Raw genomic sequence first — 17,863 nt, 5'->3', positions numbered from 1 at the left:
CCTTACACTCTGATGTCTAGGCCAGCACTCGTGATGGTCGCTTTTGACAGCGTCTTACCTTTGGGGGTGTCTGGTCTGGCTTCACCAACCTGAATACCGTCCGCGCTGTCTCGCACGTCAGCTCGGTGAGGTGGGTGATGTTGGCCCAGTGACAAATCGATGCTGAGATCAGAGAAACCGAGGTCGCGAAACGTCTTTTCTGCCAGATCAATGTGCCTCCGGATCAGATCGTGAGTTTCGGTTCTTTCCATGGTCATCGACAAAACCATTCCGTTTTCCGTAGGCGACAGAATCATTCGGACGCTCCCGAGTTCCTTCGGGTTGAGCATGATTTCAATTTCATCTGACGCGGCAGCGTTCAACTGCGCCGTGATTTGGTGAATGACCGCCATTGCGTTTTCTTTGCCGGTCGGTCCCGGTGCCAATGTTTGCATGATCGATGTGGCACCTGAGCGTTCCAAGAAATCGCCACCCACCACCTGAAGCGGAGTCGACGGCCATGCATTCTGATACGCGGGACTGACCGCTGGAACCACCGCGGCAATTGAAACGCCTCGGCTCTTCACCCGATTGACGTCGATGGGCGCGGCGGAGGCCATGAACATAGAATGCCAGGCTACTCCAACGTTGGGCGAATGCGATGGTTGGGAACCATGAACGACACGCGTTTCTGGGCGTGCCACCAAGGGAGAATCCACACCGTTTTCGATCAGCCTTGTTGTGTTTTTGGTCGGATTTTTCAGCGGCAGGGCAGGCGGCTGACCAACGCCTGACCTGCCAGTGATCGCCCCCTCAGCATCGACTTTCCCGACACCACGGTCCGGTCGCAGAAGCGGGTGATCCGGGGCCATCTTAACATCAGTTGCCTGAGAGGTTTGATCCGGTGACGTTCGGTTTGGCACCAATGACCGGTTGGACAGCTCCACTTCAAACTCAGAACGAGCATTCCAACGTACTGGTGCAGAATGCATCCTAATTGGGCCGCAATTCACATGTATGGTCTGCTCCGCGACCAACGGCGGCTTTGATGACGGATTATGCAGCGCGTTCTCAGGCAACTGGGCTTGAAACCGGTATTGGCTTGTTTCGGCTGCCCCGTTTGGCACGTGCCAAACAGGGCGCAGAGCGGGCGAGACAGGCAGAAACAGAGGATTCCTTGCGGACCCCGTCGCGTCTTCAGCGACGGCACTCATTGCGATATCAGCATGTCCGTTGGTGACCCGTCCATGAGCCGCTGTCACGCCTCCTGCATCGGGAGCCCAGGCTCGCGCCGGTGTCGCGGCTCTTTCGGAAACTGCAGTTGGCCGCTCTTCCGATGACCTCACATTGGGCCCCAACGGCGTATAGGTTTCCTCCGGGACCATATTCGCGTCAATCTGCCTCCGCCCCTCATTGGGTTGGGCATTCCGGATGCCGTTCACATCAGAGGTGAACCCGACGTCATTCTCATCAGGCAATAGCATATCATCCTTTGCCGGAGACAAACCCGGCGCATTCTTCGGGGGGAGCTCGTTTGCAAGCATTTTCGCCGCCTGCCCGAACGGCTCCCCCGCCTTGTCATCGAAATGAGAGAGCTCAACGGCATGGTAAACCCGCGCCCAACCATCGGAATCCGTATCCAACGCGACACTTTCCGAATCTGCGCTTGTTCCAGGCCCCTGAGCGCCGGCTGCGTTCCTAGCAAACAAATTTGTCAGTCCGGTTTCCATGCGGTTCTCCGCCTTGTTCTATTCCGAACACTATCCGCAAATGTCGTTACCGTATCTTTACCGGTCTCAAGGCAAATTCAGAAAATCCTGCTCAATTTGGAGGTTTTCATGATTCCACTGGTATCCAATACCCCCGGTCAAGGTGGTGCCACTCAGGTCCCTGAGGAGATTCGCAGCGCTGCGCAAAAACTGGAGGCGGCGTTTTTGGCAGAAATGCTGAAATCAGCAGGGCTGGGAAGCGCGCCCAATAGCTTTGGCGGTGGCGCTGGAGAAAGCCAGTTCAGTTCCTTTCTGATCGAGGCCCAGGCACATGCGATCAGCCGGGCGGGAGGCCTTGGATTGAGCGAAATGTTTATAAAATCATTGATGGAGACGGTCCATGACGGAAGTTGAGATTGGAATTCTGGACGAGTTGAATGACCTTCTGGATCAGGAAAAGGCAGCGATCCTGCGCGGCGATATCGAAGCGGTCGGCCGTATACTCGAGACCAAGCAAACGTTGCTTGAACTGCTAAAAGATATGAACGAGCCAGACGAGGGCGGGCTTGACGATCTCAGGCATAAATTGCTGCGCAATCAGAACCTTCTCGAGCACTCCCAAAGAGGAATCCAGGCTGTTTTTCAGCGCATTTCCACGCTGCGTAACGTTCAATCGACCCTTGAAACCTACGACAGGCAAGGCAAACGGCGCGCGTTTCGTCTTGCGACCGGCGACAAGGTCGAAAAACGCGCCTAGCTTTGGGTTTGAGTCAAATGCTGCGGACACGATTGGAGGCGTTTAGGATTCCATTAGGACATCCAGCTTCAGATGGGCGTCGCACCTGAGGGGTGGCGCAGATGCCGCAAAACACGGCACCTGCATTCGTCAGAATGACGTGGGCTCAGCAATGAACCCAGCCATGAAACGACGCAAAGCGTCATGCGACAAAGGGAAAGCTACATGTCCAGTATTCTGACCAACAACAGCGCAATGGTCGCGCTTCAGACTCTGAAGGGTATCAACTCCAACCTCGCTCAGGTCCAGAGCGAAATCTCCACTGGTAAAAAGATTGCAACTGCCAAAGACAACTCTGCGGTATGGGCGATTTCCAAGGTGATGGAGTCCGATGTCAAAGGGTTCAAGGCGATCAGCGACAGCCTTTCGTTGGGCCAATCCACCGTTGCCGTTGCGCGCAATGCCGCGGAAACTGTCACCGACCTCCTGACCCAGATGAAGGGCAAGATCGTCGCCGCGCAGGAAGACAATGTTGACCGCACCAAGATCAACGCGGATGTGACAGCACTCAAGGACCAGATCAATGCCGTGGTCGGTGCCGCGCAGTTCAACGGTCTGAACCTGGTGAACGGGTCTACAGCCAGCGCCTCCATCCTGGCTTCTCTCGACCGCGATTCCTCGGGCAATGTGACCGCGTCTTCAATCACCGTGACCGCACAAAGCCTGTCTTCGGGAAGCTACACGGCCAATGATGTCTTCGGCTCGTCTGGCGGTGTGCCGTCGGCCAATGGTGACACCGTGACTCTGTCGCTGGACAACGGTGGTGGCAATGACACAATCACCATCGACGACAGCGCAGGTACAGCCTTTGCGGCCGGTGACAAGGTGACTTTGAATGTCGCGGGACAGGAAGTCTCCTACACGGTGACCGCCGACGATGCGGCTGCGACGACAACATCGGACATTGTCGCAGTCGGTCTGAAAAACGCGATCGATAACCTCGGTATTGCTGGTCTGACGGTGGATTATGACAGTGGGACACCGGGCACGCTTGATTTCACCAATGCCGGCGGTGACGACATCACCGTGACCGGCCAGTTTGTGAATGCCGGTTCGGGTGGGCTGGGCGCGATGAGCGGGATCGATGTCAGCACTGGTGTCGGCGCGACCTCGGCGCTTGCCACCGTTGAAAGCCTGATCAATGTCTCGATCACGGCATCGGCGGCCTTTGGCTCCGTCGAAGGACGGATTGAAACGCAGGCAACCTTCATTTCGAACCTCACGGACTCGATGAAGTCGGGGATCGGCGCGATGGTGGACGCGAATATGGAAGAAGCATCGGCACGGCTGCAAGCGCTCCAGGTTCAGCAGCAGCTGGGCGTTCAGTCCTTGTCCATTGCCAATCAGGCACCGCAATCGTTGCTGTCGCTCTTCCGCTAAGGTGGATTTTCCGGGCGGGCGCAAATCCCGCCCGGAGCTCTTGATCCCACTCCCCTCATGAAATGATCGAAAGGATGTGTCGTGACCGCACATTCAATGGCAATGCGCGCCTATGCGCAATTCGGCTCGCCCACCAAAACCGAACGGCAGGCCGAGTATGACACAATCGCACGTGTCACCCATGAACTGAAAAGCGCCGCGAAAGAGGCTGCCGCAAATTTTCCGAGGCTTGCTGCCGCTCTCCACAAGAACAACCAACTCTGGACCCTTCTCGCCGCTGATGTTTCCGATGCGCAGAACGGTCTGCCCAAGGAATTGCGAGCGCGCATTCTCTATCTGGCAGAGTTTACAAAGCGTCATTCGGCCCAGGTCCTTGGCAAAACCGCCGATGCCGCACCGCTGATCGAGATCAACACGGCCATCCTGCGCGGCCTGAACAACAGGACGGGTCAGCCATGAGCGGGCTTGTTCTGAAACTCGGGCCCCGCGAGCGAGTGCTCATCAACGGTGCTGTGGTTGAAAACGGGGACCGCCGCAGCCGGTTTTCCATCCTGACGCCCGACGCCAATATTCTGCGGCTGCGCGATGCGATCCATCCGGATGAGGCAACAACTCCGGTGCGGCGCGTCTGCTTTGCCACCCAGCTGATCCTCACCGGTGACGCAGACCCAGAACCGACGCGCCAGCAACTCCTGCGGCGGATCGAAGAGCTGAGCCGGATTCTGACCGATCACGACAGCCGTCGGCTGCTTGGGAAAGCGACAGATGCATTGATCAATGGCCAGTTCTACCAATGCCTCAAAGCGCTTCGCGCGCTCCTTCCGCGTGAGGACAGGTTGCTTGCCGCGGTGCCACGATGAGTTTTCAACCCATCGTCCCCGGCACGGGTCTCGTTGCCTGGTCCCTGTTGAACCGGACGCTTGAAACACAGCTCAAGGCGTATTCCGATAGCCCTGTCCAACAGCGCGATACAGAGTATTTTCTGGACAGGATCGGCACCGTGACCACTGCGGAACAGCTGGTCGATGATCGTCGGTTGCTCCGCGTCGCGCTGGGGGCCTATGGGTTGCAGGACGATCTCGACAATCGGTTCTTCATCAAGGAAATCCTCAGTCAGGGGACGGCCAGCCCTGATGCGCTTGCGAACAAACTGGCCGATGAGCGCTATGCCCGCTTTTCCAAGGCCTTTGGCTTCGGCGATGTTTTTGGTCCGAACACCAAGTCCGCCGCATTCGCACGCGAGGTGGTCGACCTGTTCAACCGCTCCAGCTTCGAAGTCTCTGTCGGGGATCAGGACGAAACCATGCGTTTGGCGCTCAACGCCACACGTGAACTGGAACGCATGGCCACCGCAGATGGAACAAATGACACCAAGTGGTTCCTGATCATGGGCACGCCGCCCCTACGTCAGGTGTTCGAGACCGCGCTGAACCTGCCATCGGGTTTCGGCAAGCTGGATCTCGACCGACAACTCGAAACCTTCAAAGACAAAGCCCTTCAGAGGTTAGGTTCTGACGATATCAACAGTTTCGCCGATGCTGAACAGCGCAACGAACTCGTGCAACACTTCCTGCTGCAATCCCAACTGAACAACGAGTCTCAACTATCCGGTGGCAGCATCGCGCTACAGCTCCTGCAAACTGTTTCGTGAGAAGTGCGCCGCGCGCATGCATGATACGCGCGTCCATTACGAACTCGGACAAGCCAAATGAATCACTGGGACCCCGGCGGGGTCACTAACTGCTGAGAGCCGCGACCAGATCTGCCACGATAGGCTTCGGCCTCCGCCAAGAGCCGTTCCAGCTTTTCAAAACTCGCGTCAATGCCACCGGTTTCGACCTGTGCCGCAAGCGCGTCCAGACGGTCGTGAATGACAAGCGCCTGATCCAGCACAAGATCGGAACCATCCGCATAAAGACCGGCACGCACCATTGTTTCGGCCTCGGCAAAGGCGCCAAGATACTTCCGGGCCGTCGCAATCCGGTCATTCTGACGATCCGTCGCGCATCCCGGCAGGCTTCGCGAGACCGAACGCAGGATGTCAACGGCGGGAAACCGCCCGCGCTCCGCAATCGCCCGGTCCATGGTCACGTGACCGTCCAGCACTCCGCGCAACACATCCGCAACCGGCTCGTCCATGTCAGAGCCCGCGACAAGGACGGTATAGATCGCCGTGATATCGCCCTGATCCTGCGTACCCGGACCAGCGCGTTCACAGAGAGACATGACGCTATGCGACATGGACGGTGGATAGCCCCGCAATGCGGGCAATTCGCCGCTTGTGGTTGCCACCTCGCGGTGGGCTTCGGCGAAACGCGTGATGGAGTCTGTCAGAAGCAGAACCTGACGGCCCTGATCCCGAAAATACTCGGCAATCGCCGTTGCAGCCGCCGGGCATCTGCGCCTGACCAATGCCGACCGATCCGAGGTTGCGGCCACCACGATGCTGCGTTGCATGCCCTGCGGTCCAAGAGCTTCGTCGATGAATTCCCGCAATTCGCGGCCGCGTTCACCGACAAGAGCGATCACGACGACCTCGGCCTCCATGTGGCGCGCGAAATGCGCCAGCAAACTGGTCTTGCCCACGCCGGAACCGGCGAAAATCCCTATGCGTTGGCCCCGCGCCAGCGGCAGAATCGTATTGAAGAGAACCATCCCGGTATCCATGCGATCGCCCAGCTTCTTGCGTTGCGCAGGCGGCGGCGGCGGCGCGTCCAGCGCATAGACCTGCGCACCCGGTTGCATTGGCTTGCCATCCAGTGGGACGCCATAGGGATCGATGATCCGCCCGATCCACGCATCACAAGGCGCAAGCCCTGTGTCGGGTTCAACAAAAACCTTGTTTCCGACGGCGATGCCCTCAAGCCGATTATCCGGCAACATGATCAACCCATCCGGGGCAAGCTGCACGACTTCGCCACCCACATCCACGCCATCGGACCGGGTCAATCGCAGATGATCCCCGATTCTCGCATAGCCATTCAGGCCCGCCACTTTGAGACAGGCACTCTCGGCCCCGACAACGCGTCCAAAGGGCCGCACCGGGGTCAGCTTTGCCAACCGGTCGCGGAGGGATTCGAATTTCTGCATGGCCATCGGTCGCTTCCTTCAGTTCCTGAAAACGGTTTCTAAAGGAATCAGGGTTAAGCCTTGATTGAAGCCAATCGAGGGAGAAGCCCCGATGTACCAAAATCTTGAAATTTTCCGCCTGGCCTCGGCCATGGCCGGCCACGCGGCGCAAAGACAGTCTCTAGTCGCAAGAAATATCGCCCATGCTGACACACCTGGGTATCAGGCGCAGGACCTGCTTCCGTTCAAACAGATCCTGCATTTGGGCGACGCGGAACCAGGGTTGAAAGCGACGCGGACCTCGCATTTGCACGGGGCCAGCCCGACCGCAACGCCACAGGTCCGGACAGATCCGTCAGCTGCGAATGAACCGAATCGCAATTCCGTTTCGCTTGAAACCGAAATGGTCCGCGCGGTGGAGATCAAACGCCACCATGACCGCGCCATCGCGATCTACAAATCATCCATGACCATCCTGCGCTCCAGCCTTGGCCGCAGGTAAACGGGGGTATCACCGATGACTGATTTCTCGTCTTCCCTGTCAATCTCCGCCAGCGGGCTCAAGGCACAGACCGCGCGGTTGAAGCACCTGTCGGAGAACATCGCCAATGTCGATACACCGGGCTACCGGCGCAAAACCGTGTCCTTCCGACAGATGCAGGAGGCCGGACAGGTCGAATTGGGCCGCGTGCGCACCGATCAAAGCCCGTTAACCAGCATCTATGATCCATCGCACCCGCTGGCAGATCCGTCCGGCCGCTATGACGGATCAAACGTGTCGCTGCTGATTGAAATCGCCGACGCGCGCGAAGCCCAGCGCAGTTACGAGGCCAATCTCAAAATGTTCGACCAGGCAAGGCAGATGTCATCCAGCCTGCTCGATCTTCTCAGACGTTAATCAAAGGAGGAATCCAGAATGGATGTCCGATCTCTTTTCGCCGCGCAGAATTACAACGCGCTCAAGCCCGCCACCGAAGCGGCGCAAGGTTCTGCAAGTGCCAGCAACCTGATCTTTGACACCGCCCGGGACTTTGCCGAAACGCTGCAGCATAGCGAAACCACGGCCAAATCCGCCATGACCGGCGACGCGGATCCGCATGCGCTTGTCCAGGCGCTGGCACAATCCGAGCTGGCCGTCGAAACCGTCGTGACCGTGCGCGACAAGGTGGTCGAAGCCTATCAGGAAATCCTGAGAATGCCTGTCTGAGCCATGAATGAGGCCCTGTTCTACGACACGTTGCGCCAGGGGCTTTGGATATCCGCGATGATATCCATGCCTATCCTTGGGGTCGCGCTTGTCACCGGGCTGGCCATCGGATTGTTCCAGGCGCTGACCTCGATCCAAGAGATGACGCTCACCTTTGTGCCGAAACTCGGGGCCATCATCATCGTGTTCTGGGTGTCCATGAGCTTTATGACCGAACGGTTGGTCAGCTTTTTTCAGGACTGGATCATCCCTTTGATCGTTGGAGGATAACGTGGAAAATGCAAGCTATACAACGTTGACCCGCCAGGTGGGGCTGCTGCGAGAAATGCAGGCGATTGCCAACAATATCGCCAATACCGCCACCACCGGGTTCCGGCAGGAGACAGTCGGATTTTCTGAATATGTTCAAAGGGTGGAAGGCGAGCCGTCGCTCTCCATGGCGCTGGCCAACTATGATTTCAGCTCGACCCTGCAAGGGGCCATGACCAAGACCGGCGGTCAGTTCGACTTTGCCATCGAGGGTGAGGGGTATTTCCTTGTGCAATCGCCCCAAGGTGAACGTCTGACCCGTGCAGGCAGCTTTGCGCCCAATGCCCAGGGTGATCTCGTGACCAAGGACGGCTATCCCGTTCTGGACCCCGGTGGCGCGCCGATTTTCGTACCGCCCGATGCCTCGGACCTGTCTGTTTCCGCTGACGGCACGCTCAGCAGCAATGGCCGCCCTCTGGCACAGCTTGGCGTTGTTCAACCTGTCGAAGGGTCCGAGCTGCTGCGTGAAGGGGGGGTTATGTTCCGTGTCGAAGGTGGATTCGAACCCTCCGGGTCATCGCGTGTCGTACAGGGCTTTCTGGAAAACTCCAATGTCGATGCGGTTGGCCAGATCGCAAGGATGATTGCCGTGAAACGCGCCTATGAGATGGGTCAGTCTTTTGCCGAGGCTGAACATGAACGTACACGCACAGCTCTGAAAACCCTTCTGAAATAAGGATTTGACAATGCGAGCCTTGAAAATTGCGGCCACGGGTATGGCCGCTCAACAGATGCGGGTCGAGACGATCTCGAACAACCTCGCGAATATGTCCACCACCGGTTATAACGCCCGGCGCGCCGAGTTCGCCGACCTGCATTATCAGCAATACGCCCGAGCCGGGACGATCAATGCCTCGGACGGGACGGTCCTGCCCACCGGTGTTCAGCTTGGGCTTGGTGTCCGCCCGGCGGCGGTATCCATCCATCTGCAACAGGGGGCACTTTCTGCAACCAACAACGATCTCGATATCGCCATCGACGGGCGCGGCTATCTCGAGGTCACGCTGCCCTCCGGCCAGGCCGCCTATACCCGCGACGGAGCGCTCAAACGCAATGCCGAAGGGCTGATCGTCACGTCCGACGGGTTCTCGGTGGCTCCCGAAGTTGTCATTCCGGCGGATGCGCGCAGCATTTCGATCAATGCCGATGGCGAGGTCTATGCCTATTTCGCCGATGCGGCCGAGGCGCAGCTGCTGGGGCAGTTCAACCTTGTGGGCTTTACCAATGCCAAGGGGCTGGAGGCGATCGGCAGCAACCTGTTCACCGAAACCGAGGCCTCGGGCGCGCCGGTGGTATCGACACCCGGTCAGGACGGGCTCGGCATCCTGCGCCAGGGGTATCTGGAGGACAGCTCTGTAGATGCCGTGCGCGAGGTGACCGAATTGATCGAGGCGCAGCGCGGCTACGAGCTGAACGCCAAGGTCATCACCGCCGCCGACCAGATGCTGGGCGCGACAACCCAGATCCGGTGATGCGCAACGCTCTTGTCATACTCGCGGCGCTGTTGGCCGAGCCACTGCTGGCCGACATTGTCGTGCCGGTGCGGAACCTGCGGGCGGAAACCGTCATTTCCGCGCAGGATCTGACGGTGCTGGAGCGGGATGTCGCAGGGGCCGTCCAGAGTTTTGACCAATTGGTCGGTCAGGAAGCCAGCGTCACGCTCTACGCGGGCCGCCCGGTCTTTCCCGGCGATGTGCGCGCGCCCGCAATCGTGACCCCCAACCAGTTTGTCAGCCTTGTATTCACCACCAGCCAGCTTCGGATCCAGGTCGATGGACGCGCGCTGGGGCGTGGGGGTGCCGGGGACCGCATACGCGTGATGAATCTTGCAAGCCGCTCGACTTTGTTCGGGGTCGTGCAGGAAGACGGAACAGTTCTGGTAAAGAACGGAAAGTAACATGATGAAGACTTACGCTGCCCTTCTGGCCCTGACCGCAACTGCCCTGCTCTCTGCCTGCGGGCGTCTGGACCATGTGGGGCGCGCACCGACCTTTAGCGAAACGGCGCAAACGCCCGAGCATTACGCCATGCTCGACCCCGGCCTTCCGGTCTCGCATCCAGAGGGGGTGCGTCGCCCGGAAAGCTCGCTTTGGGACGGCGGGCGCGCATCGCTGTATGGCGACCGCAGGGCGGCGGACCGGGGCGACATCCTGACCGTGGTGATCGAAATCGACGAAAAGGCCGAGATTTCCAACTCCACCTCGCGGTCACGCAGCAGCGATGAGTCTCTGGCTATTCCGCAACTTCTGGGTCTGCCGCAGCGAGTTGAGGAACAGTTTCCTCCCGGCGCGGGCCTCGACGACGCGGTGCGGCTGAACTCTTCGTCCAGCGCCGGGGGGGATGGCTCTGTGCGGCGCAAGGAAAAGCTGACCCTGCGCGTGGCGGCCACGGTCGTGGATATCCTGCCCAACGGCATCCTTGCGATCAAGGGATCGCAGGAAGTGCGGGTGAATTTCGAGCTGCGCGAATTGCTGGTCACGGGGTATGTGCGGCCCGGCGACATTACCCGCCAAAACGAGATCACCTATGACAAGATCGCGTCTGCGCGCATTTCCTATGGCGGGCGCGGCCAGATCACCGATGTCCAGCAACCCCGTATCGGGCAACAGGTGCTCGACGTCATTCTTCCGTTCTGAGGTCACGCGATGGGCAAGATCCTTCCAATTCTCCTGGCCGTTATCGGCATCGGTGCCGGTGTGGGCGCGGGGCTGTTCCTGAAACCGGAGCCTCCCACCGAGGAACTGGCCAACCCCTGCGGAGAGGTGCCGCATCCGGACACCGCCCCCGCCAAGGCCGAAGAGCCGCCTGCGCCGGAAGACCTCGAATATGTCAAACTGGCCAACCAGTTTGTCGTGCCGGTGGTGATCGATGCCAAGGTGACATCCATGGTGGTACTCGCCCTCAGCGTCGAGGTGGAGACCGGACGCAGCGAGGATGTCTATTCCCGGGAGCCCAAGCTGCGTGACGCTTACCTTCAGGTGTTGTTCGATCATGCCAATGTGGGCGGGTTCAACGGATCCTTCACCAGTTCCGGCAATATGAGCATCCTGCGGCGTGCCCTTCTGGAAACAAGCCACAATCTGTTTGGTGATCTGATCCTGGATGTGCTGATTACCGACATCGCACGTCAGGATGTCTGAACCGCAAGCCCGAGGTGCCGCAAAAACGAAGACACGAAATGCAGGATCGGTCCGCCCTGAGCCTGATTCCATCTTGAAGCAGACGCCCGATGCCGCTAAACGGTCGGTCGCTTCGCCTCAATAGCTCAGCTGGTAGAGCAGGTCCTTCGTAATTAGCGGGTCTGCTCGCAATTGACGTTTCGAACCAGTCGCTTACAAGCGGCGCACAGTAACTAGTAGGGCCATAGTAGGGCCGCGACAGGGAAGGATGCCGGTGTAGCTCAGCTGGTAGAGCACGTCATTCGTAATGGCTGAGCGACCTTCGGAACCCCCCAACCACATCAAGCAATTACCGTATTCCAAGAACCCTGTTTCCGAGAATCTTTCGAGGATTTGCAGGTGAAATTATTTGTTGCCTTCATTCTCGGCGATCAGAGTTTCGACGCGATTGCGAAACTCACTCGAAAAGAACGAGAAAGTCTCCTCGCTAATCGCGCTAAACTCGGCGCTGATGATCTCGCGCCCATCCACGATCCTCGAGACGCGCGGCTTTTCGAGGCGCGGGATTGTACCGCCGAGCATGGTATCGCAATCACCGGCTGTGTTGTTGCGCGCGATCTCGAAGAACTCTTGCGTCTCGAAGTTCAAGCTCAACTGGTTGATCCGACACCCCGTCGCGTTCATCGGAACCGCGTCGATGGATTGTCCTTCCCATCGCGTGATCTGATACACTTCGTCTGCGATCTCGCCCACGTGATACGACTGCACCCAAGAATTCTCATCCGGTAGGGTCAACGCAATCTGTCGGTAGTCGCACGTGCCTCTACTTCGGCTGCACTCAATATCGACGTGGTTGATTGGGTAGGCAATCTTCTCGTCGATTATCTCGACGGTGCCTTTCAAGAATGCCCAGTTTTCGATCATCGTGCCGCCGAAGTCGAGCGGGAAGAAACTGACGCTGGTCATGTTCACGCGTGATGAACGGTAACCGAGGGTATGGATTTGCCACACGGTCAGATCACCGGTCGGCTCCTCGCCCAAATCTTCTTGAAACGCGCGCTTTGCTCCTTCGAAGTCGGCAAATCCGTCATACATCAGCATGTTTAAATTGGACTGCATGACGAGTTCACCCGCAGGCGAAGTCGCGAGGTTGGCAGCGCCACTGAACATCATGGGGACTGAACTGTGACGCTCCTCCTCCGACAGCGCGAGAAGCTGTTCGGGCAGGTAATCACGGTATTTCGCGACGGCATCCTCGTCGGCACTAGCAATGCCTGTGAGCAAAATCAAAAATATGAAAGCTGATCGAAACATGCGAGCAGCCTCACATACCGACTCCACACGGGTCAACGTCAAAACTTGTGTGATGCGTGGTGCCCCAAGACGGACTCGAACCGCCGACCACCTATTTACGAAACAGGTGCTCTACCAACTGAGCTATTGGGGCCTCGGCTGCGTCGTTTAACCGATGGTGAGTCACTCGGCAAGGCAAAAGGACGACCGTGAGTGGCGACAACCACTTCGCCCGCGCCCGGATCGCCCCGTCAGAGCGAGACCAGGCGCGAAGCTTGTCGCGTCCGCTGAACACGGGCGCAACTGCGGAACTAGGCCCAATTGAACTCATCAGACTGAGCAACGCGATCCCGATTCACCTGCGCATCCGGGTTGCCCAAGATGGCTGTGAACCTGCGATACTGCAGACAGAGGGCTGCGAGAAGTTCGTTGGCCAATTCCTGCTCGCAATCGAGAATGATCCACTCACCTGGTCCGGCGAGCACCTCCCAACCGGCGTCTGAGGACCTGTTCAGCCAAAGATTGGTGCCTTCGCGGATCGAACGCATGTGGTTCGCGAGGCGAGCAGCGTTCTCATGGGTGTAGATTTCGTGGTCTTTCGACATGTTCCTACCCCTCAGTACTTCGCGTTGCTGCAGGTGATCACCCACTCGTCGCCGATCTTTCTCAAGGTCTGGCGGGACCAGGCGTGCTGGACAGAGACGCGGCAGATGCCCATTGCCTCTAGACCCAGCGTGAGGCGCCGACGATCCGAGTCGCGGAGTGATGCCGGATCAAGAAGCTTTTCCGGCGAAAAGTGGATCAGATGGTTACTCTGCATCGTTTTTCCTTTCGATTACGATGTAGATGGCTCTTTGCTCAGGGTCGCGTGCATGCCATCAATTCACGCGATCCATGCAGCGGTTCTCTCACGGGCCGATACAAATAACTGGAGCGACAGATGGCAGATGAAGACTCCAATTTTCTCGACGAGTTGGTCGAAGACGGGAAGCTCGCAGAAGGCGACGCAAAGAAGGCTTGGAAATTGCTTGCAGCAATTATCGATGACGCTGACCTGCCGATTTGGGTGAAGGACTACGTTAAACGGTCAGCGGCGGCTGTCGCGGACTACGACATGGAAACAGGCGATCAAACCCTTCTTGCCCACATGCTGGGTTTTTACAAGGAAAGAGAACCAAAAGCTTTTTCTGGATACGATCTTGATCATTTGCTGGCTTGGTTCCTCGAAAGGATGACCAACGATGTTGATAAAGGGAAGAAGCCCAACATTTCTCGAACGGCGCGTGAGTACCACGAAGAAGTCATGAACATGAACGGGACACCGGACGGTGTTCGAAAGGCCTACGAAAAAGCTAGAGCAGGATTCGAAGAAAACAAACAAAACGAGTTGGCGCTACAGCGGATTCTAAGTCAGAGATAGATGTGCAAAATCTCGCCACATTGACGATTGTAGGTTATTACACCAACTGAGGTCCGTGCTGCTCCACCACTCACGTAAGATCAATAAAACCCAAACTTGTCGTGACTGAACTTTAGTCAGACGCGCACTTCATTTCGAGGATGTTGTGCATTTCATCTGCGCTGATACGCCGAGCCCCTCCAACCAAAAGCGAACCCCATCTCAATTTGTTTTTCATTCTTTTGTATGAGTGCAAGATGGGCAGAACGTTCCTGATTAGAATTGGGTTGAAAAATTCAACGTCTTTCACACCGAATATTGTTTCCGGGTTTCCAGACACAATATCCAACTCATCTTCCTCGGAAAAAACAGATCGCTTCTTTTTGGGGCCAAAAAAACCATGCGCAACGATTGATCGAGAATCTTGGCCACTACCAGCCAAATAGACTAAAAACTCGTCACCCGGACGAATTGCTCGCCTGTTTCTGGTGTTACTATACAACGGCCAGTATCCAGATTTTAAACGATAACTTGCTATAGCAAGCCCGTCGACCCGCCTGTCGTTCAGATCATACCCATCGGAGCAAATAAGGATAAATACACCAGCCATCGACGCTACTTATCAGGCGTCTGAGAGGCGATTTCCTGCAGCAAATCCGGCAAGGCGCTAACCACGAGCGAGTATTTTCTAAAATCACCGGAAATATCGATTTTTTTTGCAAGAACAGCCTTACGAATAGTCTCGATTCCACCACCAAATGATTTGAGAGTGGAAGGCGACATGCTAATCTCAAAATCTGGCGCTAATTCTGCGAGGGTCGCGTCCAGCTGTTCGTTGGTACAATTCCTTGTCTCAACGAGTTTCAATACACCGCTGGCAACATATTTTAAGACTTGGCGGGAATCATCTTTGCCGCCCTCTACTAGCACAAGACAAAAGGAGACCCCTTTGCCTTCACGGGGCCGACTGTTGCTCTCCTTCGCGTCTTGAAATAGGTCCACCAGGCGCATCCAGCTTCAACAGTTCCAGCAAGTCTTGCTTCCGTAACACCGACACTTCGTAGAAGCAATCCATCATGCACTGGAAGGTAGAGCCTGAGTTACCAATGAAATTCCAAAGACCCGGCCCCATCAGGCTCAAGCCTCGAGCGTGCCAGTCATGAGAAGGATCAAAAAAGTACTGCAATGGAGGCCACGCGTAGTCCCCAAATAATCCATTTGGACTGTGCGGAAACACGACCAGTGCTCTAACCTTGTCTTGATGACGTCGCATCGCATGGACCGTAAGGATGCGCACCTTCATTGCGCTGCATTGATCGTAGTTCGGCTGCGGCGTCTTGATTTCCAAGTAATTCTCGTATCCTTCGTGATCGATAAAAAAGACATCGGATTTAATCTTGCGAGCAAGTGTAGGATGGCCCTCGTCCACAACCGAAAATACCTCCTCTAACTCACGTGTCGTTGAAGGCATTACGCCGATACGCTGTTTGTACTTATTCACAATCTCTTCGATTGTCGAAAGCGCCTCTGCGCTCACTTCGCCGTCCAATACGTAATCATGCTCGCCGTTTCCGTACGCGGCTTTAGCAATTGCAGCGCCAATATAATCGAACGCTTTTCCCAAAGAAGCGCTAAGCGAGCGCTCGAACGACGAGTATAGCTTTGCTTCCGGTAGAATCATTTTTTGAAACGGTGATGCGCCGCCGTTTCCAGATGAAGCCAATTCCGAAAGAAACAGTTCGGCCTCTCTTTCCTCGATTCTCGCTATAGCCACATTAACCGCGTTGTTAATGTGGCCTTGCACTTCATCGAATCGAAAGTTTTTCACAGTATATCCTTCACTTCGCACAGTCAGTTCGTTGAGAAATAGCAAGTAAACTCCGGCCAATCGCTTCGCCTAGTCTAACAGGAACAGCATTTCCAATTTGCTCATATTTCTTTGCCTTATTTCCTGAAAAACGGTAGTTCGCAGGAAAGTCTTGTAGAGCCGAATACTCTGTCACCGACAGTGGGCGTTCCTGGGCTGGATGGCAGAGACCTGTTGATAGGTGCTGGGGTTGAGTAGGAAGAGTCGGAGCTGGACGATCCCAAGACAGACGCCTCCAGTAACCAACCTTACCGCCACCTGATTTAAAGGCGCCGCCCAGCAGTGTTTCTAGACCTTCCGGAAAAAGATCGGGATTATCACGGATGTAGGTCCAATAGTTCCCAGGAGGAATTCGCTTCCAGATAGCTGTCCGTGCGTCGCTGTAGCCAAAAGTTTCTTCATTATTTGGCACCGTATCTGCCAGGTGGCCGATCGCGTCACGTAGGGTGCGCCATCGCTTTATGGGAGAGTAAGGTGCGAGCTCGTTATGGGTTGGGGGCATAAGTTCGCTTAATGGCATAACTTGCCCTGTCGTCTTCCGATACTTGCCACTTCCAAACTCATTATCTCGCGATCCAAAAATCACAAGCCGATGCCGTATCTGCGCAGTTCCATAATCAGCTGCATTTACGAGACCATATACAATCTCGTAACCAAGACGTTTAAACGCGGGTAGAACCACAAGGTTGAAGACCGAGCCAAGTCTCTCTTCCTCACTTAGAGTGTTTTTGTCTTCTCCTTTACGCTCTGCCTCAATTCTTTCGGCGTAGTTGCGATGCTTCAGCGCCACAGAAAGCAGTCCGCGCACATTCTCAAAGACGAAAAACCGTGGTTTGATAATTTTGATTGCGTTCAGGTAGCTCTGGACGACTTGGCCTCGTTCATCATGTACAGAGCGTCTTAAGCCGGCGGTGGAAAAAGCTTGGCAAGGAGGGCCGCCGACAACTGCAAATGTTTCGCCGGGAGCACACTCCGCCTGCTCCAGCAACGCATATGGATTGACCTCATTTATGTCACTCCAAATCCTTTTTGGATCGCAATTTGTGTTTTCTTGAATTGTATCGCGAAAAACAGCGTCAATTTCTGTCCAAGACGTAAACTCAATTTTGCCATTTGAAGCCAACTGAATTCCTAGGTCGAGACCTCCAGCGCCAGAGAAGAATGATATCGCGCGCTTTCTCGTACCCTGGGTGCGAGCTGCACTCAGGAAGTCGAGTTGCTGAGGTATGTGCTGGTTCATAATTCTCGCTTTCCTCCGCCGCGACCCGAACCGGCGGTTTTCACCTACGATATCTTGCGCTCATTACGTTAACAACCACTGTATGCAGCAAGTCCATGCTTTTTGGTTAAACCAAAATTTTTCGAACGGCACTTCGAACCATGACGGGAACTCTCTTCGTGCTTGAGGTCACCGCCCAGCAGAGCCCTCTGAGGAATTATCGTGAAGACTTAGTACCATCCGCGCATCCTCGTCTGTTGAATGCGTTGCGACGCCACATGCTGCGCAGCTACCAACGCGATGGCGCAGGCAATCGCGCGGTCTGCGTGGTGACCGCGCCCGCCGCCTTTCAGCGTCATGTTGCCCGCTGATGTAAAGTGGTATTCGATGGAAGTGATTGAGCTACTCCCCAGTGTTTGGACAGTGTTCAGCGTAAATTAAGCTACTCTTTGCTCCTGCTGACCTGATTGGGTTTCGTCTTTTCTTAGCCAGTAGACCACGGCTGGGGGTTTGCCGC

At 56.3% G+C, this 17,863-nt stretch carries 26 protein-coding genes and 1 tRNA gene; 17 read left to right on the top strand and 10 right to left on the bottom strand.

What is annotated here, in order from left to right; all coding sequences use genetic code 11:
• Window positions 1-2: 2 nt before the first annotated feature.
• Window positions 3-1,709 (bottom strand): flagellar hook-length control protein FliK, encoded by a 1,707-nt coding sequence (gene fliK, locus PGB28_RS17245; protein WP_271422774.1) that lies wholly within the window; start codon window positions 1,707-1,709, stop codon window positions 3-5.
• A 108-nt stretch (window positions 1,710-1,817) separates the two neighbouring features.
• On the opposite strand from fliK, the gene PGB28_RS17240 reads away from it, so the two are divergent.
• From PGB28_RS17240 to PGB28_RS17215, 6 genes are all read left to right on the top strand, one after another.
• Window positions 1,818-2,102 carry a rod-binding protein gene (locus tag PGB28_RS17240; protein ID WP_271422773.1) on the top strand — a complete coding sequence of 95 codons (285 nt, stop codon included), beginning with the start codon at window positions 1,818-1,820 and terminating at the stop codon, window positions 2,100-2,102.
• Window positions 2,089-2,445 carry a flagellar biosynthesis protein FlgN gene (locus PGB28_RS17235; protein WP_271422772.1) on the top strand — a complete coding sequence of 119 codons (357 nt, stop codon included), beginning with the start codon at window positions 2,089-2,091 and terminating at the stop codon, window positions 2,443-2,445. Before PGB28_RS17240 ends, PGB28_RS17235 begins: the two co-directional genes overlap by 14 nt.
• Window positions 2,446-2,649: 204 nt before the next feature.
• A complete protein-coding gene (locus PGB28_RS17230) occupies window positions 2,650-3,864 on the top strand; it encodes a flagellin N-terminal helical domain-containing protein (RefSeq protein ID WP_271422771.1) in 1,215 nt (404 codons plus the stop codon).
• A gap of 81 nt (window positions 3,865-3,945) precedes the next feature.
• The gene (gene flaF / locus PGB28_RS17225) at window positions 3,946-4,323 is read left to right on the top strand and encodes a flagellar biosynthesis regulator FlaF (protein WP_271422770.1); all 378 of its coding nucleotides are present in this window, start codon (window positions 3,946-3,948) and stop codon (window positions 4,321-4,323) included.
• A complete protein-coding gene (gene flbT, locus PGB28_RS17220) occupies window positions 4,320-4,724 on the top strand; it encodes a flagellar biosynthesis repressor FlbT (protein WP_271422769.1) in 405 nt (134 codons plus the stop codon). The genes flaF and flbT overlap by 4 nt, the downstream gene beginning before the upstream one ends.
• A complete protein-coding gene (locus tag PGB28_RS17215; RefSeq protein WP_271422768.1) occupies window positions 4,721-5,515 on the top strand; it encodes a DUF1217 domain-containing protein in 795 nt (264 codons plus the stop codon). Before flbT ends, PGB28_RS17215 begins: the two co-directional genes overlap by 4 nt.
• 62 nt (window positions 5,516-5,577) lie before the next feature.
• Here PGB28_RS17215 and PGB28_RS17210 read toward each other — a convergent pair whose 3' ends face one another.
• Window positions 5,578-6,960, bottom strand: a complete 1,383-nt coding sequence (locus PGB28_RS17210) for a FliI/YscN family ATPase (RefSeq protein ID WP_271422767.1) — start codon at window positions 6,958-6,960, stop codon at window positions 5,578-5,580.
• An 85-nt stretch (window positions 6,961-7,045) separates the two neighbouring features.
• On the opposite strand from PGB28_RS17210, the gene PGB28_RS17205 reads away from it, so the two are divergent.
• Genes PGB28_RS17205 through PGB28_RS17165 form a run of 9 tightly spaced genes read left to right on the top strand, consistent with a single transcriptional unit; the run spans window position 7,046 to window position 11,589 of the window.
• Window positions 7,046-7,435, top strand: coding sequence for a FlgB family protein (locus PGB28_RS17205; protein WP_271422766.1), 390 nt, complete (start codon window positions 7,046-7,048; stop codon window positions 7,433-7,435).
• A gap of 15 nt (window positions 7,436-7,450) precedes the next feature.
• Complete coding sequence (gene flgC / locus PGB28_RS17200; RefSeq protein WP_271422765.1) at window positions 7,451-7,831, top strand: flagellar basal body rod protein FlgC; 381 nt, start codon at window positions 7,451-7,453, stop codon at window positions 7,829-7,831.
• Window positions 7,832-7,849: 18 nt separating this feature from the next.
• Window positions 7,850-8,140, top strand: a complete 291-nt coding sequence (gene fliE / locus PGB28_RS17195) for a flagellar hook-basal body complex protein FliE (RefSeq protein WP_271422764.1) — start codon at window positions 7,850-7,852, stop codon at window positions 8,138-8,140.
• A gap of 3 nt (window positions 8,141-8,143) precedes the next feature.
• Window positions 8,144-8,410: a flagellar biosynthetic protein FliQ gene (locus PGB28_RS17190; protein WP_271422763.1), complete on the top strand. Its 267-nt coding sequence runs from the start codon at window positions 8,144-8,146 to the stop codon at window positions 8,408-8,410.
• A 1-nt stretch (window position 8,411) separates the two neighbouring features.
• The gene (locus PGB28_RS17185) at window positions 8,412-9,125 is read left to right on the top strand and encodes a flagellar hook-basal body complex protein (RefSeq protein ID WP_271422762.1); all 714 of its coding nucleotides are present in this window, start codon (window positions 8,412-8,414) and stop codon (window positions 9,123-9,125) included.
• 10 nt (window positions 9,126-9,135) lie between these two features.
• Window positions 9,136-9,921, top strand: a complete 786-nt coding sequence (gene flgG / locus PGB28_RS17180; protein ID WP_271422761.1) for a flagellar basal-body rod protein FlgG — start codon at window positions 9,136-9,138, stop codon at window positions 9,919-9,921.
• Window positions 9,921-10,346, top strand: a complete 426-nt coding sequence (gene flgA, locus PGB28_RS17175; protein WP_271422760.1) for a flagellar basal body P-ring formation chaperone FlgA — start codon at window positions 9,921-9,923, stop codon at window positions 10,344-10,346. The genes flgG and flgA overlap by 1 nt, the downstream gene beginning before the upstream one ends.
• Before the next feature lies 1 nt (window position 10,347).
• Complete coding sequence (flgH, locus tag PGB28_RS17170; RefSeq protein WP_271422759.1) at window positions 10,348-11,085, top strand: flagellar basal body L-ring protein FlgH; 738 nt, start codon at window positions 10,348-10,350, stop codon at window positions 11,083-11,085.
• Between the two features lie 9 nt (window positions 11,086-11,094).
• A complete protein-coding gene (locus PGB28_RS17165; RefSeq protein WP_271422758.1) occupies window positions 11,095-11,589 on the top strand; it encodes a flagellar basal body-associated FliL family protein in 495 nt (164 codons plus the stop codon).
• 384 nt (window positions 11,590-11,973) lie between these two features.
• Here PGB28_RS17165 and PGB28_RS17160 read toward each other — a convergent pair whose 3' ends face one another.
• The 4 genes from PGB28_RS17160 to PGB28_RS17145 form a co-directional block, all read right to left on the bottom strand.
• Window positions 11,974-12,882 (bottom strand): hypothetical protein, encoded by a 909-nt coding sequence (locus tag PGB28_RS17160; RefSeq protein WP_271422757.1) that lies wholly within the window; start codon window positions 12,880-12,882, stop codon window positions 11,974-11,976.
• Window positions 12,883-12,939: 57 nt separating this feature from the next.
• A tRNA-Thr gene (locus PGB28_RS17155) sits at window positions 12,940-13,015 on the bottom strand.
• A 157-nt stretch (window positions 13,016-13,172) separates the two neighbouring features.
• Window positions 13,173-13,466: a hypothetical protein gene (locus PGB28_RS17150; protein ID WP_271422756.1), complete on the bottom strand. Its 294-nt coding sequence runs from the start codon at window positions 13,464-13,466 to the stop codon at window positions 13,173-13,175.
• Between the two features lie 11 nt (window positions 13,467-13,477).
• On the bottom strand, window positions 13,478-13,681 hold the full coding sequence (locus PGB28_RS17145; RefSeq protein ID WP_271422755.1) for a hypothetical protein: 204 nt from the start codon (window positions 13,679-13,681) through the stop codon (window positions 13,478-13,480).
• A gap of 120 nt (window positions 13,682-13,801) precedes the next feature.
• Here PGB28_RS17145 and PGB28_RS17140 point away from each other — a divergent pair, with 120 nt between their 5' ends.
• Window positions 13,802-14,281: a hypothetical protein gene (locus PGB28_RS17140; RefSeq protein ID WP_271422754.1), complete on the top strand. Its 480-nt coding sequence runs from the start codon at window positions 13,802-13,804 to the stop codon at window positions 14,279-14,281.
• Window positions 14,282-14,393: 112 nt separating this feature from the next.
• Here the strand turns inward: PGB28_RS17140 and PGB28_RS17135 are convergent, their stop codons facing one another.
• Genes PGB28_RS17135 through PGB28_RS17120 form a run of 4 tightly spaced genes read right to left on the bottom strand, consistent with a single transcriptional unit; the run spans window position 14,394 to window position 17,367 of the window.
• Window positions 14,394-14,870, bottom strand: coding sequence for a hypothetical protein (locus tag PGB28_RS17135; protein WP_271422753.1), 477 nt, complete (start codon window positions 14,868-14,870; stop codon window positions 14,394-14,396).
• Between the two features lie 5 nt (window positions 14,871-14,875).
• Window positions 14,876-15,190 carry a nitrate- and nitrite sensing domain-containing protein gene (locus PGB28_RS17130; RefSeq protein ID WP_271422752.1) on the bottom strand — a complete coding sequence of 105 codons (315 nt, stop codon included), beginning with the start codon at window positions 15,188-15,190 and terminating at the stop codon, window positions 14,876-14,878.
• 25 nt (window positions 15,191-15,215) lie between these two features.
• Window positions 15,216-16,088 (bottom strand): TdeIII family type II restriction endonuclease, encoded by an 873-nt coding sequence (locus tag PGB28_RS17125; protein WP_271422751.1) that lies wholly within the window; start codon window positions 16,086-16,088, stop codon window positions 15,216-15,218.
• A 10-nt stretch (window positions 16,089-16,098) separates the two neighbouring features.
• A complete protein-coding gene (locus PGB28_RS17120; protein WP_271422750.1) occupies window positions 16,099-17,367 on the bottom strand; it encodes a DNA cytosine methyltransferase in 1,269 nt (422 codons plus the stop codon).
• A gap of 140 nt (window positions 17,368-17,507) precedes the next feature.
• On the opposite strand from PGB28_RS17120, the gene PGB28_RS17115 reads away from it, so the two are divergent.
• Window positions 17,508-17,717 (top strand): hypothetical protein, encoded by a 210-nt coding sequence (locus PGB28_RS17115; protein ID WP_271422749.1) that lies wholly within the window; start codon window positions 17,508-17,510, stop codon window positions 17,715-17,717.
• Window positions 17,718-17,863 lie beyond the last annotated feature (146 nt).

It is taken from the genome of Primorskyibacter aestuariivivens (assembly GCF_028023675.1).
GTDB lineage: Bacteria > Pseudomonadota > Alphaproteobacteria > Rhodobacterales > Rhodobacteraceae > Marinovum > Marinovum aestuariivivens.
The sequence above is the reverse complement of the archived record's forward strand: the minus strand, read 5'-3'. Positions and strand labels throughout refer to the sequence as shown.